At 62.0% G+C, this 12,122-nt stretch carries 16 protein-coding genes; 13 read left to right on the forward strand and 3 right to left on the reverse strand.

Going from position 1 to position 12,122, the window contains the following annotated elements; translation table 11 throughout:
• Positions 1-19: 19 nt before the first annotated feature.
• The 3 genes from ACVWYP_RS20635 to ACVWYP_RS20645 form a co-directional block, all read right to left on the reverse strand.
• Positions 20-478 carry a hypothetical protein gene (locus ACVWYP_RS20635; RefSeq protein ID WP_304499602.1) on the reverse strand — a complete coding sequence of 153 codons (459 nt, stop codon included), beginning with the start codon at positions 476-478 and terminating at the stop codon, positions 20-22.
• Between the two features lie 125 nt (positions 479-603).
• Positions 604-1,140 (reverse strand): LabA-like NYN domain-containing protein, encoded by a 537-nt coding sequence (locus ACVWYP_RS20640; RefSeq protein WP_038377452.1) that lies wholly within the window; start codon positions 1,138-1,140, stop codon positions 604-606.
• 98 nt (positions 1,141-1,238) lie between these two features.
• The gene (locus ACVWYP_RS20645) at positions 1,239-1,382 is read right to left on the reverse strand and encodes a hypothetical protein (RefSeq protein ID WP_304499603.1); all 144 of its coding nucleotides are present in this window, start codon (positions 1,380-1,382) and stop codon (positions 1,239-1,241) included.
• Between the two features lie 609 nt (positions 1,383-1,991).
• On the opposite strand from ACVWYP_RS20645, the gene ACVWYP_RS20650 reads away from it, so the two are divergent.
• The 13 genes from ACVWYP_RS20650 (at position 1,992) to ACVWYP_RS20710 (ending at position 12,057) form a co-directional block, all read left to right on the forward strand.
• Positions 1,992-2,285: a hypothetical protein gene (locus ACVWYP_RS20650; RefSeq protein WP_304499604.1), complete on the forward strand. Its 294-nt coding sequence runs from the start codon at positions 1,992-1,994 to the stop codon at positions 2,283-2,285.
• 353 nt (positions 2,286-2,638) lie between these two features.
• Positions 2,639-2,854, forward strand: a complete 216-nt coding sequence (locus ACVWYP_RS20655; protein ID WP_212058809.1) for a Flp family type IVb pilin — start codon at positions 2,639-2,641, stop codon at positions 2,852-2,854.
• Between the two features lie 91 nt (positions 2,855-2,945).
• Positions 2,946-3,161 carry a Flp family type IVb pilin gene (locus ACVWYP_RS20660; RefSeq protein ID WP_028345093.1) on the forward strand — a complete coding sequence of 72 codons (216 nt, stop codon included), beginning with the start codon at positions 2,946-2,948 and terminating at the stop codon, positions 3,159-3,161.
• A 72-nt stretch (positions 3,162-3,233) separates the two neighbouring features.
• On the forward strand, positions 3,234-3,740 hold the full coding sequence (locus ACVWYP_RS20665) for an A24 family peptidase (RefSeq protein ID WP_304499605.1): 507 nt from the start codon (positions 3,234-3,236) through the stop codon (positions 3,738-3,740).
• Position 3,741: 1 nt separating this feature from the next.
• The gene (gene cpaB / locus ACVWYP_RS20670) at positions 3,742-4,713 is read left to right on the forward strand and encodes a Flp pilus assembly protein CpaB (RefSeq protein WP_304499606.1); all 972 of its coding nucleotides are present in this window, start codon (positions 3,742-3,744) and stop codon (positions 4,711-4,713) included.
• Positions 4,713-5,915 (forward strand): AAA family ATPase, encoded by a 1,203-nt coding sequence (locus ACVWYP_RS20675; RefSeq protein ID WP_253592212.1) that lies wholly within the window; start codon positions 4,713-4,715, stop codon positions 5,913-5,915. Before cpaB ends, ACVWYP_RS20675 begins: the two co-directional genes overlap by 1 nt.
• Entirely contained in the window at positions 5,912-7,357 is a 1,446-nt protein-coding gene (locus ACVWYP_RS20680) for a CpaF family protein (RefSeq protein ID WP_304499607.1), read from the forward strand. The genes ACVWYP_RS20675 and ACVWYP_RS20680 overlap by 4 nt, the downstream gene beginning before the upstream one ends.
• A complete protein-coding gene (locus ACVWYP_RS20685) occupies positions 7,357-8,283 on the forward strand; it encodes a type II secretion system F family protein (protein ID WP_035634250.1) in 927 nt (308 codons plus the stop codon). The genes ACVWYP_RS20680 and ACVWYP_RS20685 overlap by 1 nt, the downstream gene beginning before the upstream one ends.
• A complete protein-coding gene (locus tag ACVWYP_RS20690; RefSeq protein WP_304499608.1) occupies positions 8,280-9,185 on the forward strand; it encodes a type II secretion system F family protein in 906 nt (301 codons plus the stop codon). Before ACVWYP_RS20685 ends, ACVWYP_RS20690 begins: the two co-directional genes overlap by 4 nt.
• 99 nt (positions 9,186-9,284) lie before the next feature.
• Positions 9,285-9,839 carry a methyltransferase family protein gene (locus ACVWYP_RS20695; protein WP_304499609.1) on the forward strand — a complete coding sequence of 185 codons (555 nt, stop codon included), beginning with the start codon at positions 9,285-9,287 and terminating at the stop codon, positions 9,837-9,839.
• Between the two features lie 6 nt (positions 9,840-9,845).
• A complete protein-coding gene (locus ACVWYP_RS20700; protein ID WP_304499610.1) occupies positions 9,846-10,319 on the forward strand; it encodes a hypothetical protein in 474 nt (157 codons plus the stop codon).
• 8 nt (positions 10,320-10,327) lie between these two features.
• On the forward strand, positions 10,328-11,650 hold the full coding sequence (locus tag ACVWYP_RS20705; protein ID WP_304499611.1) for a pilus assembly protein TadG-related protein: 1,323 nt from the start codon (positions 10,328-10,330) through the stop codon (positions 11,648-11,650).
• Positions 11,650-12,057, forward strand: coding sequence for a TadE/TadG family type IV pilus assembly protein (locus ACVWYP_RS20710; protein ID WP_304499612.1), 408 nt, complete (start codon positions 11,650-11,652; stop codon positions 12,055-12,057). The genes ACVWYP_RS20705 and ACVWYP_RS20710 overlap by 1 nt, the downstream gene beginning before the upstream one ends.
• Positions 12,058-12,122 lie beyond the last annotated feature (65 nt).

Genomic DNA, 12,122 nt, shown 5'->3' on the forward strand with positions numbered 1-12,122 from the left:
TAAGGTTGGCGGCAGCCGGCTACTGCTGACGACAGGTCGCCAGGTAGGTCGCAACGAAGGGTGCGGCCTTGGTGTCCGCGGCGGGGCCCCCCAGCCGACTCGTTAACTTGTAGAGCGACTTGTCGCCAAAATAGAACCGGAAGATCTCGGCCGTGGTGTCGTCCACGCGGGTCGCAAAGATCGACGCGGCGGAACGGCGGGCGGCCGCAAAGACGTAGGTTGTGAGCTTGGCTCCTCCCTTGCCTTCTGCCGCGACAGATGTCCCCCAGGTGACCGTGAAGGTGTCGCCATCGATCACGACGGCGGGCCGGACCGTATCGAGATCGTCATCGATCCACTGGGCGTCACCGCCTTTGCCTGACGGGCCGAGCTCGACCCGTTTGCCCCGCGGCGTGTCGCAGGTGAACCGGGAAGGTTCGGCGATCGCAGCACTCGTCGCCGCCAAGAACAACAACAGGCAGCCGACCGACCTCCACATGGGTGTTACCCTCTGTTTCGTTGTTTGGGAGATAGTGATGTCAGCGCCCGACTCGCGCAACTCGGTGATTTACGGACAAGCAAAGCCGCCCTCTTGCTTCCTCGCCGGAAGAGGCGCCCGCGATTTCACTCGGGCGCGATCGGGTGCGCTGGACGTTCGATCGAAGCCCTGAGGCTTTCGAGTTCGAGGAAGACGTCAGCTTGCCTGCGAAGCTCGTCGGCGATCATGGGAGGCTTTGTTCGGATGCTGGAAACGACTGTCACGCGGACACCAGCCCGCCTGACGGCTTCGACCACGGCGCGCAGATCACCGTCGCCAGAGAACAGGTACGCGTGGTCGATGCGGTGCGCAATTTCCAATGCGTCGACCGCGAGCTCGATGCCGATGCTGCGCTTCATTCGCCGCCGCCCTTCGCCGTCATCGTGGGTTTTGGCTAACTTTCTCCTGACCGCATATCCGTTGTAATCGAGCCAATCCACCAGCGGCCGAAGGCTGCTGAACTCGTCGTCGTCTCTCACGACCGTGTAGAAGTAGGCGCGCACGATCTGTCCATGCTTGCCGAACTCCGAGAGCAGTCGCCGGAAATCGATTTCGAAGCCGAGGTTCTTGACGGTGGTGTGCAGGTTCGCACCATCAATGAAAAGTGCAATGCGATCGGCCATCTCAAATCCCCATGACGCCCGGATCAGTCACTGTATGCTGTGGTTCTAAAATTCCACGGGCGCATCGTGGGTGAGCACCCTAGCTGAAATGGCTAATCCTAGAGCAAGGGCTTGGCCGGGAAGAAGCGGAAATTTTCGCCAAAGGCCGACACGGTTCTCATCGGGCGCACGCGCCGATCCGACAGCATCGCAGCAACGCCGGCAACCGACGAGCGCAGGCGAAAGATTGGTTTGTCAAACAAGGCCGATCATCCGACGAGATGAAATCCGGCGCTGCGCCGATAGTGCAGCGCAGCGCCGCGATCGACCTGCGGGCCGCCGATGCGCCAGGTCGCTATTGCGCAAACAGCTAAATTGTATCTAAAATCAATCAGCTGGGGTCAGTGCGATTTCGCACCGAGCCATTTTTGAAGACGTCATTTTTGCCAATACGAATTGTTTGCCACGGTGGAGAGCGCGCTTCTGCGTCCCTGATTGCACAGACATTTCGTTCTCGCTGGCAGAACGCGACGCATGGCGGCACATCTGTTGCGCCAACCGGAGACCCGATCGTGCATCGGGATGGACGGGCTTGGCCGAAGTGCGCGCGATGCCTGGTCGTTGTCGCGCTCTGCATCCTGCTGACCTGCTGCGGCGCCCCTCGCCAGGCCATCGAAAAGGAGGCGGGACCGGTAGCGGAGCCAACAACGGAGACTGCAACAGCGCCCACAGAGCCGGCACCAGCGGCGACAACGATACCGGAGGCGACACCGGTACCGACGGCGGCAACGGTCAACCTGAGCGGAGCGCTCGCGGAATGCCGGAGCGCGTTTCCGGATCAGATCGCGCAAGCCGTGGCGCGGGCGTCCTGCGTGATCAAGGCGACCGACCTCGTCCGGCCGCTGCTACCGTTTCCCGAACTGCTCGACCGCGAGAATGCGCTGCGCAAGGCGCTGGCCGAGCAGGTTCAGACAAGAACGATGTCCCTGCTCGAGCGCAACATCCAGATCCAGAAGCTTCATTCGCAGCTCCTCGAAGAGGAGCGCAGCAGGCTATCGGCCGCGCCGGCGGACGCGAGCAAGCCGCCGCTGGCAGTCACGCAGTGGCGGCAATCCAACGGGGAGAGTTGCGGCCGGCTCGGAGGGGATTCCGGGACCTGCTATTGAAACGAGCAATCCTGCGAACGGTGATCGGGGGGAGGGAAGCGGATTGTGCCACCGTCACCTCTGAGGTCGTTGTCGCGATAGCGGCACGTCCGACGCCGTTACCGTATTCGCACGGGGCAGCGCAGTTGAAATGGTGTGAAATGCCGAAAGTCCTATAATTTAAGGGGTTTCGTGCGTCGTCGTCGGAGCGCCTTGCCGAGAAGAAGGTGCGCGCCGCTACGCCAGTAGGGTTAATAAACGATTACCAATCGACAGGTTTCTCGCGACGCATTATAAGAAAATCCTAGTTGGCACCGGATTTTGCCCCCCGCCAACGTATTGCGTAAATTTCATCGTAAAAGGGATATTTTCCTATGTTGAAACTGTACATCCAGACCACCGAAGCCTTCAAGCGCCTGCGTGCGGATGCGGACGGCGTTGTGTCGTTCGAGTACGTGATCGTCGCCGCTTGCATCGTCGCCGCCGTCTCTGCTGCCTTCGGTACGGGTACCGCCAGCGGCATCGGCTCGGTCCTGAACGCCTCGATCACCACGATCGCGAGCAAGGTCGCCACCGCAGTCTCCGCTTAACTCCGGATGTTGAATGCTGTTGGCAGATTCGTGCTGTCAACAGCGGTCAACCGGATTGCGATGTGCGCGAGCCTTAAGGAGGCTTTCTCCTATGTTGCAGTCATACATCAAGATCACAGAAGGATTGAAGCGTCTGCGCACGGACAAGGACGGCGTTGTGTCGTTCGAGTACGTGATCGTCGCCGCCTGCATCGTCGCCGCCGTTTCCGCGGCGTTCGGTACGGGTACTGCGAGCGGCATCGGTAGTGTTCTGACCACCTCGCTCACTTCGATCGGCACCGCGGTTGCCAACGCGGTTAGCGCTTAAGTCCAGAGGGACGGCGCCCCGGAGGGGGGCATTATTTTGTGCCCCCCGCCATTTTTCTAAGGCGATTATTTCATGAATTGGATTGCGTCCACGACCTCGTGTCTGGAAATCGCATTGTTGTTGTATGTCGCAACGATCGATATCGCGACACGGTTGATCCGAAACGAAATTTGTCTGGCGCTGGCGTTCCTTGGGATCGTCGGCCAATTGGCCAGTCCGATGCAGATCGGCCAGTCGTTGATCGTTGCCGCAATCCTGTTCCTGGTGCTCTTCGTGATCTATCAGCGCGGAGCGATCGGCGGTGGCGACGTCAAGTTGCTGGTTGCCCTGGCGATCGGTCTGCCGCTGACCGGCGTGATTGAACTGTTGACGGCAACTGCACTGGCCGGCGGCGTTCTGGCCGCGGTGCATCTGATGATGCGCCGTCTGCCACAACCGAAGCTGGCGCCCGCCGGATCATCGCTGATGCGCCGGGTCTACGCGGTCGAGCGCTGGCGTCATTTGCGACATGCACCGCTGCCCTACGGGGTCGCCATCGCATGCGGCGGTATCTGGGCCATTTTGAGCAAAGGAATTTGACATGTCGTCCGCTCTCCGTGTCTCGATCATCATGGTGCTGCTGCTTGCGGCTACGGCGCTTGGAATGATTGCCTACAGCATGAACCGACCTGCAGACCCGGTCGTTGCGCAGGCAGTCGAAGAGAAGCCTGCGCCTGTGCCTGCGGCCGCGACGGTCGGCTACTTTGTCGCGACACGTCCGCTTTCGAAGGGAACGCTGGCGCGGGAGGAAGACTTCGCAGTGCGCCAGACGGCACCGAACCGTGTCCCCGCGGGGGCGATCCTCGAGACGCCTGACTCCAGGGCCGGGCTGCCCGGTTCGCTGGTTCGCAAGTTCGTCGACGCCGGCAGCGCCATTACACTGGACGACATCCTGCGTCCGAAGGATCGCGGCTTCCTTGCCAGCGTCCTGGCGCCGGACAGCCGCGCCATCAGCATCAAGGTCGACGAGGAGACCGGTGTGTCCGGTCTGATCAGGCCGGGCGACAATGTCGACGTGGTGCTGACCCAGGTGTTCGAGAAGGCCGCTCCGGTGAAGCGTGCCGTCAGCGAAACCGTTCTGTCCAATGTGCGTGTGATCGCGATCGACCAGGAGATTGCGCAAGGCGGCCGTCCGATCACCAATGCCGTCCCGGGCAAGACGGCGCAGACCGTGTCCTTGGAGCTCAAGCCGGATCAGGTCAAGAAGGTGGCCGTCGCAAAGCAGCTCGGAACGTTGTCGCTCGTCATCCGCGCAGCGGCCGAGCAGTGGGACAAGGCCGACACGAGTGTAACGTCCAGCTGCGATGTATCGCCGGAGCTGGCGCGCCAGAGTGCAGTTGCCGGCCAGAGCACGATGGTCGCGATCTATACCGGCAGCGAGGTCAAGCAATACTCGGTCAGGAAGCAGGATTTGGACGACGACGCCCGCGCGGGCTGCGAGGTGCCGTCCGAGCTCGATCGTCAGACCACAGCGGCAGCGAGTGACGTCGGCAAGGCACCGGAGAAACGTTGATGAGTGCGAACATGGCAGTGGTGGAACAACCCGAAGAGACGACGTCTCTTGTCGCGCGCAACCGCATCGTCTGCTTCGTCAACGACGAGCTGAGCGCGGCGGCCCTCCGCAAGGGTCTCGACGGCAGCAACCTGGTGATCCGGCGCGGCACCATCCGTCATGCGACGCGCATGCTCGAGACCGACACCGATCTGTACGCGCTGGTGACCGACATCAGCGGGATCGATGATCCCTTCACCGAACTGGAACGCCTCGCCAGTGTCTGTCCGCCCGATGTGAAGGTGGCCCTGATTGGAGACAACAGGGAGATCGTCTTCTACCGCGAGCTGATGGAGATCGGCCTTACTGAATACCTGCCGACGCCGATCACCAGGGATATGGTGCTCGACCAGCTGCGTCCCAAGCTGATCGGCGACGCCGCGCCGGCCCAGAATGACCGCGGCGGGCACGTGGTGTCGATCTGTGGCGCGCAGGGCGGCGCCGGCGCGACCAGCGTCGCGATCAACCTCGCGCTGCAGCTGGCCGAGACCACCAAGGCGAAGGTGGCGCTGCTCGACCTGCATCTGCAGGGCGGCGAGACCGCGGTGATGCTGGGTGTTCGTCCTGGACCCGGCCTCCGCATCGCCCTTGAAAACCCGATGCGGGCCGACACGCTGTTTCTCGAGCGGGCGGCGATCGAGGTGAATGATCGGGTTTGCCTGATTTCCGGCGACGAGGAGCTCGATGCGAAGCTCGACATCACCGAAGCTGGCGTGCGGCACGTGCTGGGCCTGCTTCGTCAACGGTTCAACTACGTCGTTGTCGATGTGCCGGTACCGTTCCCGGCATCGATCTATCCGGTCATTCAGATGTCCCGTCATGTGCTGGTGCTGCTGGAGGCCGAAGTAACCGGCCTGCGCAATGCCCACGCGCTGCGCAACGCCGTCACCAACATCGCGGGCAAGGATCGCGTGTTTACCCTGCTCAACCGTGCCGACCGCGCCGGCGGTCTGCCGAGGGCGACGATCGTCAAGGCACTGGGCGCCGAACCGGACATGATCATCCCGGATCTCGGCAAGGGAATGACCCAGGCGGTCAACCTCGGCGTTCCGGCTCTGAAGCACGTATCCGGGCTGCGGCGTCATCTCGCTCCGATCGTACGGGAAATCACCGGCGTCGGTGCCAAGAAAAAGGCCGGGTGGAAGAGGTGGCTCGGGCTATGAAAAAGTTCGGCAGGCGCGCAGACGAAATGCCGGTGCGGATGCCCGCAGCGGTGCCGGACGCCCCGGCAGCGGCACCAAGCGCGCGGCCGCTGCCGCCACCCTTGCCGCCGGCAGAGCCGAGCGTGGCGTCACCGGCGTCCAGCGTGTTCGTATCGGCGCCGAAGCATGAAGAGCCTGCGACCCACCATCCGGTGATGTCGGCATCCCTGCGCGAACGGGTTATCGAGCAGATCGAGCCGTCGGTGGCCGCGACCGTTCCCCGCGACGTCCTGCGGCGGCAGATCGAGGAAATCATCCACGGCATCGCCAACCAGGAGCGGCTGGAGCTGTCGGGCCGCGAGCAGCTCTTCCTGGCGGAGGAGATCGCGGACGACATGACCGGCTACGGGCCGCTGCGTCCGCTTCTGCTCGATGAGACGATCAACGACATCATGATCAACGGGCCGAGCAACGTCTATGTCGAGCGGGCCGGCAAGCTTGAGCGGGTCGCGGTCCGGTTTCGCGACAATGACCATATCGCCTCCGTCGCACAGAAAATCGCTTCGCAGGTCGGCCGGCGGGTGGATGAATCCAGCCCGATGGTCGACTGCCGTCTGCCGGACGGCAGCCGTGTCAACATCATCCTGCCGCCGCTGGCGATCCATAGCCCCTGCATCTCGATCCGAAAATTTCCGAACCGGCGTCTCAACATCGCCGGGATGATCGAAAACGGCTCGATGACCGCCGCGCTCGGACAGCTGCTGGAGATCGCGTCCCGCTGCCGGCTCAATGTCCTGGTCTCCGGAGGCACCGGTTCCGGCAAGACGACGCTGCTGAACGCCTTGAGTCAGTTCATCGACCACAGCGAGCGCATCGTCACGATCGAGGACGCGGCGGAGTTGCAGCTGCAGCAGCCGCACGTGATCAGCCTGGAGACCCGTCCGGCCAGCCTCGAGGGCACCGGCCAGGTGACGCAGCGCGACCTTCTGTGGAACGCACTTCGTATGCGTCCGGACCGCATCGTCGTCGGTGAGGTGCGCGGCGCCGAGGCGTTCGACATGCTGCAGGCGATGAACACCGGCCATGATGGATCGATCTCCACCGTGCACGCCAACAGCACCCGCGATGCTCTGACCCGCGTGGAGAACATGGTGCAGATGGGGCAGGTCAATCTGCCGTCGCGCGCAATCCGCTCGCAGATCGTCGCCGCCCTGGATCTGATTGTGCAAGTCGAGCGCATGCGCGACGGCCAGCGCCGCATCGTGCAGATCAGCGAGGTGATCGGCCTCGAGGGCGAGGTGATCACCACCAACGACATCGCGTTGTTCGAGTACAAGGACGAGGATGTCCAAGGGAGGATATCCGGCACCTACCGCTCCACCAATGCGGTTCCGAAGTTCAAGAGCCGCCTCGTCTATTACGGGCTTGATCGGGCCTGGGCAGAAGCGATGAGGCACATCTGATGTCGACGCCCTTGATCATCGTTCTGGTGCTGCTGCTGTGCGCTGGGGCAAACACGCTTTGGCTCGACGCACGACAGAGACGAATGGACCGCCAGCTTGAGATTGCGCTGCCGACGGCTGAAGCAGCAGCCTTGGTGTCCATCCGTCGCGCGGCCAAGACCTCGCGTTGGCGTGCGCTCCAGCGCTTCGCCAATTATCGCCCTGATATGGTGTACGTCGTACGACCGGTCTATGTGCTGCTTGCAGGGGGAATGGCGGCGGCAGGAATTCTTTACGTCAATGGATTCCTGAGGTTCCCTGGCTCCTATGGAGCCATTGCGGCTGTCGGCGTCGCCATCCTGGTCGTGCGCGGCCTGTTCGGATGGCAGCAACAACGCTTTGCAAATCAGCTCTTCCAGCAGCTTCCCGATGCGGTCCAGCTGGTGACGAGTACCGTCCGGTCCGGATTGCCCGTCCACGAAGCATTTCGCACCATCGCCCGCGAGATGCCGCAACCGACATCCGGGCAATTTGCCATCGTCTGTAGCGAACTGAACCTGGGCCGGTCGCCCGAGGAAGCCGTCGAGGAGATCTATCAGCGAACGCAGGTGTCGGAATATGCGATGTTTGCGGTAACGCTCGCGGTGCAATTGAAGACCGGCGGCAGCCTGGCGGAAACACTGCAGACGCTGGGCGAGACCGTAAGTCAGCGGGTTGCGCTGGCGGCGCGTGCGAAGGCCCTGGCGGGAGAGGTCATCTTCTCCTCGCGTGCGCTCACCTGCGCGCCGGTCGTGATCGGCGGGCTGCTTTACCTGATCAATCCGCAGTCGGTCGACCTGCTGTTGTTCGATCCACAAGGCAACGTGCTTCTCGCTTATGCGGCGTGCTCGGTCCTGATCGGGCATTTCGTGATCCGTTGGATGGTCAGAAGGGAAACCACCCTATGACGGCTGTTCTCGGCTTTGCCACGCTTGCCGTCGCACTCGCGGCCGCGACCTTCCTGCTGGTCATTCGCGAGATACATCTGCGCACCTTGGACACGCGGGTCTCGAATGCCGTGCTGGGCATCTCCGATCGATCGAATTCGAAGGATCTGATCGGTTGGCTTTCATCGGTCGGCATGCGCTACAGGCGTTACTATGCCCAGGAAAATCTCGACCAGCTGAGGATGGTTCTTCAGTCGGCAGGGTTCAATCATTATCGAACCCTGCCGATCTGGATCGGCTTCAAAACGGTCAGCACATTTGCGTTGCCGTTCGCGGCTTTCTCCATTTCGCAGATTCTTGGGCGGCCGTTCACCGACGTGATGATCTTCACGCTGCTTGGCCTGGCGTTTGGAATCATGATCCCGCGTCTGATCTTGCTGGTCGTGAAGCGACGCTTCGATGCGGCGATCCGGCTCGGCACGCCCGACACCATCGATCTGCTGGTGGTTTGCAGCGAGGCCGGCATGGGCCTGGAGAGCGCGATCGAGCGCGTGGCGGAGGAGATGCGGGAGACCAATCCCGCTATCACCCACGTGCTGCGCGGTCTTCTCGATGATCTCCGGATCCTGCCGAACCGTGCCGACGCCTTCGAGAAGCTCGCGTCCACGTCGGAAGGTCTTCGTCGTTTCGGCACCATGGTCAGCCAGAGCCTGCAATATGGCACGCCGCTTAGTCAGGCGCTGCGCAGCATCGCGGTCGACCTGCGTCGGGAACGCATCACCAAGCTCGAGGAGCGGGCGCACAAATTGGGCGCCAAGCTGACCGTTCCGATGGTGCTGTTTTTGCTTCCGGCGATGTTCGTCATTCTGGGCGGAAGCCCGTTCCTTCATTTGATCCGTACATTCTCCAACCTCGGCAATTGAGCCATGAGCGCAGCTGCAATGAGTCTTTCGACGAACCTGGCCTACGATCGGGCGACCCGATTCCTGGGCAGCGCATGGTTCCTTCTGCTGGGACTTGCCGTGACAACCAATCTTGCGAAGACGGGGGTGCCTTGGCCGTCGCTCGTCTCGAATTTCCTTGTCGCGGTGTTTTACCTGATGCTGGCGCTGCTGATCCTGATCCGCGGCCCCGCAAAGGCGCAGGCCGAAGGCCTGCTGCCGAGGGTTGCCGCGTTCGTCGGCACCTACTGGCCATGGACGATCACGTTTTTCGAGAAGACTGAGGGCGCATTGCCGAATTTGTTGTCCGCGGTTTTCGTGCTGACCGGCATGATCATGATCCTCGTGACCGTTCGCCATCTCGGACGGTCGTTCAGCCTGGTGCCGCAGGCGCGTTCGGTGGTGCAAACCGGGCCGTACCGGTGGATCAAGCATCCGCTCTATCTGTCGGAAGAGATCGTGTTCCTTGGTGTCGTGCTGCAGCATCTGAGCTGGATGACCGTGGGCCTGCTGATTCTGCACATCTGCATCCAGGTCTGGCGAATTCACTACGAGGAGGACGTGCTTCGGCGCACGCTTCCCGAATATTCCAGCTACGAAGCTTCGCGCTGGAGATTGATTCCCTATGTCTGGTGAGCGGCGATGCAGAGCTGGAAAAGCCGTGTGAGCGGCAAGCGTTCCCTGATCGCGGATCGACGCGGCGCCGTCGCGTTCGAGATGCTGTTCGTTTTCGCTTTCCTGTTCCTGGTTATTCTGCTGCCGCTTGCCGACCTCGCGCTGGCTGGCTTTCAATACATCCAGGCGCTCGCTGCGCTGCGTGGGTTCGGGCAATCCATCCAGTACTCCCCGCCGGGCGACGTCACGAACGCGTCCACTTGGGCGGCGGCGGCGCTCGCCAAGGCCGATTCCCGTTATCCGATCCCCAGCATCCAGCTGATCTGCGGCGAGAGCAATGCGGTCTGCTCTTCATCGAATTCCGATCCTTCGCAGCCGAAGTTCTACGTGTATTCAACGACGATCACGTTGTCGCCAATGGTGTTGAGGTCGGCGATTTGCACCAGCGGCAATAGCAATCCTTGCTCGTTCACGCTGACCTATTCGGAACGGTTTCAATGAGGTGGTCCATGCGTAACATGCTTCATTGCCGTCGCGGTTCGGCCGCGTTCGCAACTGTGATTGCGTTGATCCCGTTGATCGGAATGATGGCGCTCGGCGGTGAGGCCGGATCCTGGTATGTCACCCAGCAACGCGCCCAGGGTGCGGCTGATGCGGCGGCCTACGCCGGCGCCTTGCGGCTCGCGTGCGACAGCGCCCCGCAGCCTGCTGGCACGACCTGCAACAACACCCAGCCGTATGATTACCGCGGCAAGCAGGCGGCGGCCCAGAATACGTTCTGCAATTCCGGCGACACCGCCTATCCCGGCTCCAGATGTGTGGCGACCAGCGGCGTCACGCGGACCGTCCAGGTCGCCTCGCTGACGTCGTGGAACGGGGTAGCGGGGACTTACGTTCAGGCCACCATCAGCCAGCAGCAGCCGGGATATTTGGCTCAGGTGCTGGGCTTGTCGACGGTCACTATCGCCGCGACGGCAGTTGCGCGAATTGATAGCTTGGCGAAACCCCCATGTGTGCTGGCTCTGAAGGATCCTGTCACCTTTCAGGGTAGCCCCACCGTGTCGTCGGCGACGTGCGGTATTTCGTCGGACAGCAGCGCGTCGAACGCGATCGGCTTCGTCGGCAATTCCGGCATCCAGGTGAATGCGCCGAGCTACACGGTCGGCGGCTGCTCCCAGACGGGGGGAAGCCAATGCACGGGCGTGCTGACTTACCAGCAACCGATCCCCGATCCATTAAGTGCTGTGAACACGGCGCTGACCGCGTTGAAGACGTCTGATTTTCCGAGCGGTTCGTGCAGCGGCTCGACAGCCGTTTCGTATGAGACAGGCGCCTGTTACAACAATGGCAGTCCAACGATCCCGTCCACGTTGAGCGGCACCTATTACTTTACCGGAAACGTCAAGATCAACGGCAGTCCGACCATTGCAGGAACTGCTACCCTGATTTTCTTCGGAGGCGGATCGCTCACGATCACCGGCAGCCCAACGATCCAGCTTACGGCGGTGAAGTCGCCGGCAGGCCCATCGGTCTTGTCATCAACGGTGAAGGCGCTGATGACTGACCTTCTCATCTATGACAATGAGGCCTATTCGAAGCAGGGCGTCAACATTTCTGGCAGCTCCAGCAGCTACTTCAATGGCACGGTTTACGTACCAAATTCGCCTGTCACATACGGAGGCAACAGCTCGTCGAGTGCCCCGGCCACTGGTTGCTATCAGGTCATAGCCTACGCGGTGAATTTCCAGGGCAATACGACCCTGGACAACAGCAAGTGTACGTCGGATGGGGCAGCAAAGCCCAACGTTCAGAGCGTGCGGTTGGTGCAGTGATGAAAAGGCTCGACCAGCGCGGGGTGGCGGCTCTCGAGTTCTGCCTCATCGCCGTGCCCTTGTTCACCCTGATCTTTGCCATCTTTGATTTCGGACGATACGCGATCACGATGCAATCGTTGCGCCTGCTTGCGGATGCCGGCGCCCGGGCGAACATGATCAGCTGCTACACGCCCGCCGTGCTGGCGGCCAATTCACCATCCACCTGTACCGGTGACTATCTGACGCTTGCACAGAAGCAGGCCGTTGCTCCCTTCCTGTATGGTGCCAGTCTCGCGCCGACGGTGACCACGACGGCGGGCGCCTCGGCGCTGACGGTGACGGCGTCGGTGTCTTTCTCGATGATCATGCCGATCTGGGGCACGTCCCTCAACTCGCCGAGCGTGTCGACCACAATTCCGTTCTGAGGAGACTCGATTCGGTGAGGCTGATCGGTGGCGCCGGCTTGGGGCGGCCGCCGGGCCGGCTCGGC

This window comes from Bradyrhizobium sp. USDA 3262 (assembly GCF_054060035.1).

What these genes read in the sequence shown, in the direction of transcription:
- ACVWYP_RS20640 (WP_038377452.1), bottom strand. Translation starts at nt 1,140, where the DNA reads ATGGCCGATCGCATTGCACTTTTCATTGATGGTGCGAACCTGCACACC.
- ACVWYP_RS20710 (WP_304499612.1), top strand. Translation starts at nt 11,650, where the DNA reads ATGAAAAGGCTCGACCAGCGCGGGGTGGCGGCTCTCGAGTTCTGCCTC.
- ACVWYP_RS20680 (WP_304499607.1), top strand. Translation starts at nt 5,912, where the DNA reads ATGAAAAAGTTCGGCAGGCGCGCAGACGAAATGCCGGTGCGGATGCCC.
- ACVWYP_RS20675 (WP_253592212.1), top strand. Translation starts at nt 4,713, where the DNA reads ATGAGTGCGAACATGGCAGTGGTGGAACAACCCGAAGAGACGACGTCT.
- ACVWYP_RS20690 (WP_304499608.1), top strand. Translation starts at nt 8,280, where the DNA reads ATGACGGCTGTTCTCGGCTTTGCCACGCTTGCCGTCGCACTCGCGGCC.
- ACVWYP_RS20665 (WP_304499605.1), top strand. Translation starts at nt 3,234, where the DNA reads ATGAATTGGATTGCGTCCACGACCTCGTGTCTGGAAATCGCATTGTTG.
- ACVWYP_RS20660 (WP_028345093.1), top strand. Translation starts at nt 2,946, where the DNA reads ATGTTGCAGTCATACATCAAGATCACAGAAGGATTGAAGCGTCTGCGC.
- ACVWYP_RS20655 (WP_212058809.1), top strand. Translation starts at nt 2,639, where the DNA reads ATGTTGAAACTGTACATCCAGACCACCGAAGCCTTCAAGCGCCTGCGT.
- cpaB (WP_304499606.1), top strand. Translation starts at nt 3,742, where the DNA reads ATGTCGTCCGCTCTCCGTGTCTCGATCATCATGGTGCTGCTGCTTGCG.
- ACVWYP_RS20685 (WP_035634250.1), top strand. Translation starts at nt 7,357, where the DNA reads ATGTCGACGCCCTTGATCATCGTTCTGGTGCTGCTGCTGTGCGCTGGG.
- ACVWYP_RS20635 (WP_304499602.1), bottom strand. Translation starts at nt 478, where the DNA reads ATGTGGAGGTCGGTCGGCTGCCTGTTGTTGTTCTTGGCGGCGACGAGT.
- ACVWYP_RS20705 (WP_304499611.1), top strand. Translation starts at nt 10,328, where the DNA reads ATGCGTAACATGCTTCATTGCCGTCGCGGTTCGGCCGCGTTCGCAACT.
- ACVWYP_RS20700 (WP_304499610.1), top strand. Translation starts at nt 9,846, where the DNA reads ATGCAGAGCTGGAAAAGCCGTGTGAGCGGCAAGCGTTCCCTGATCGCG.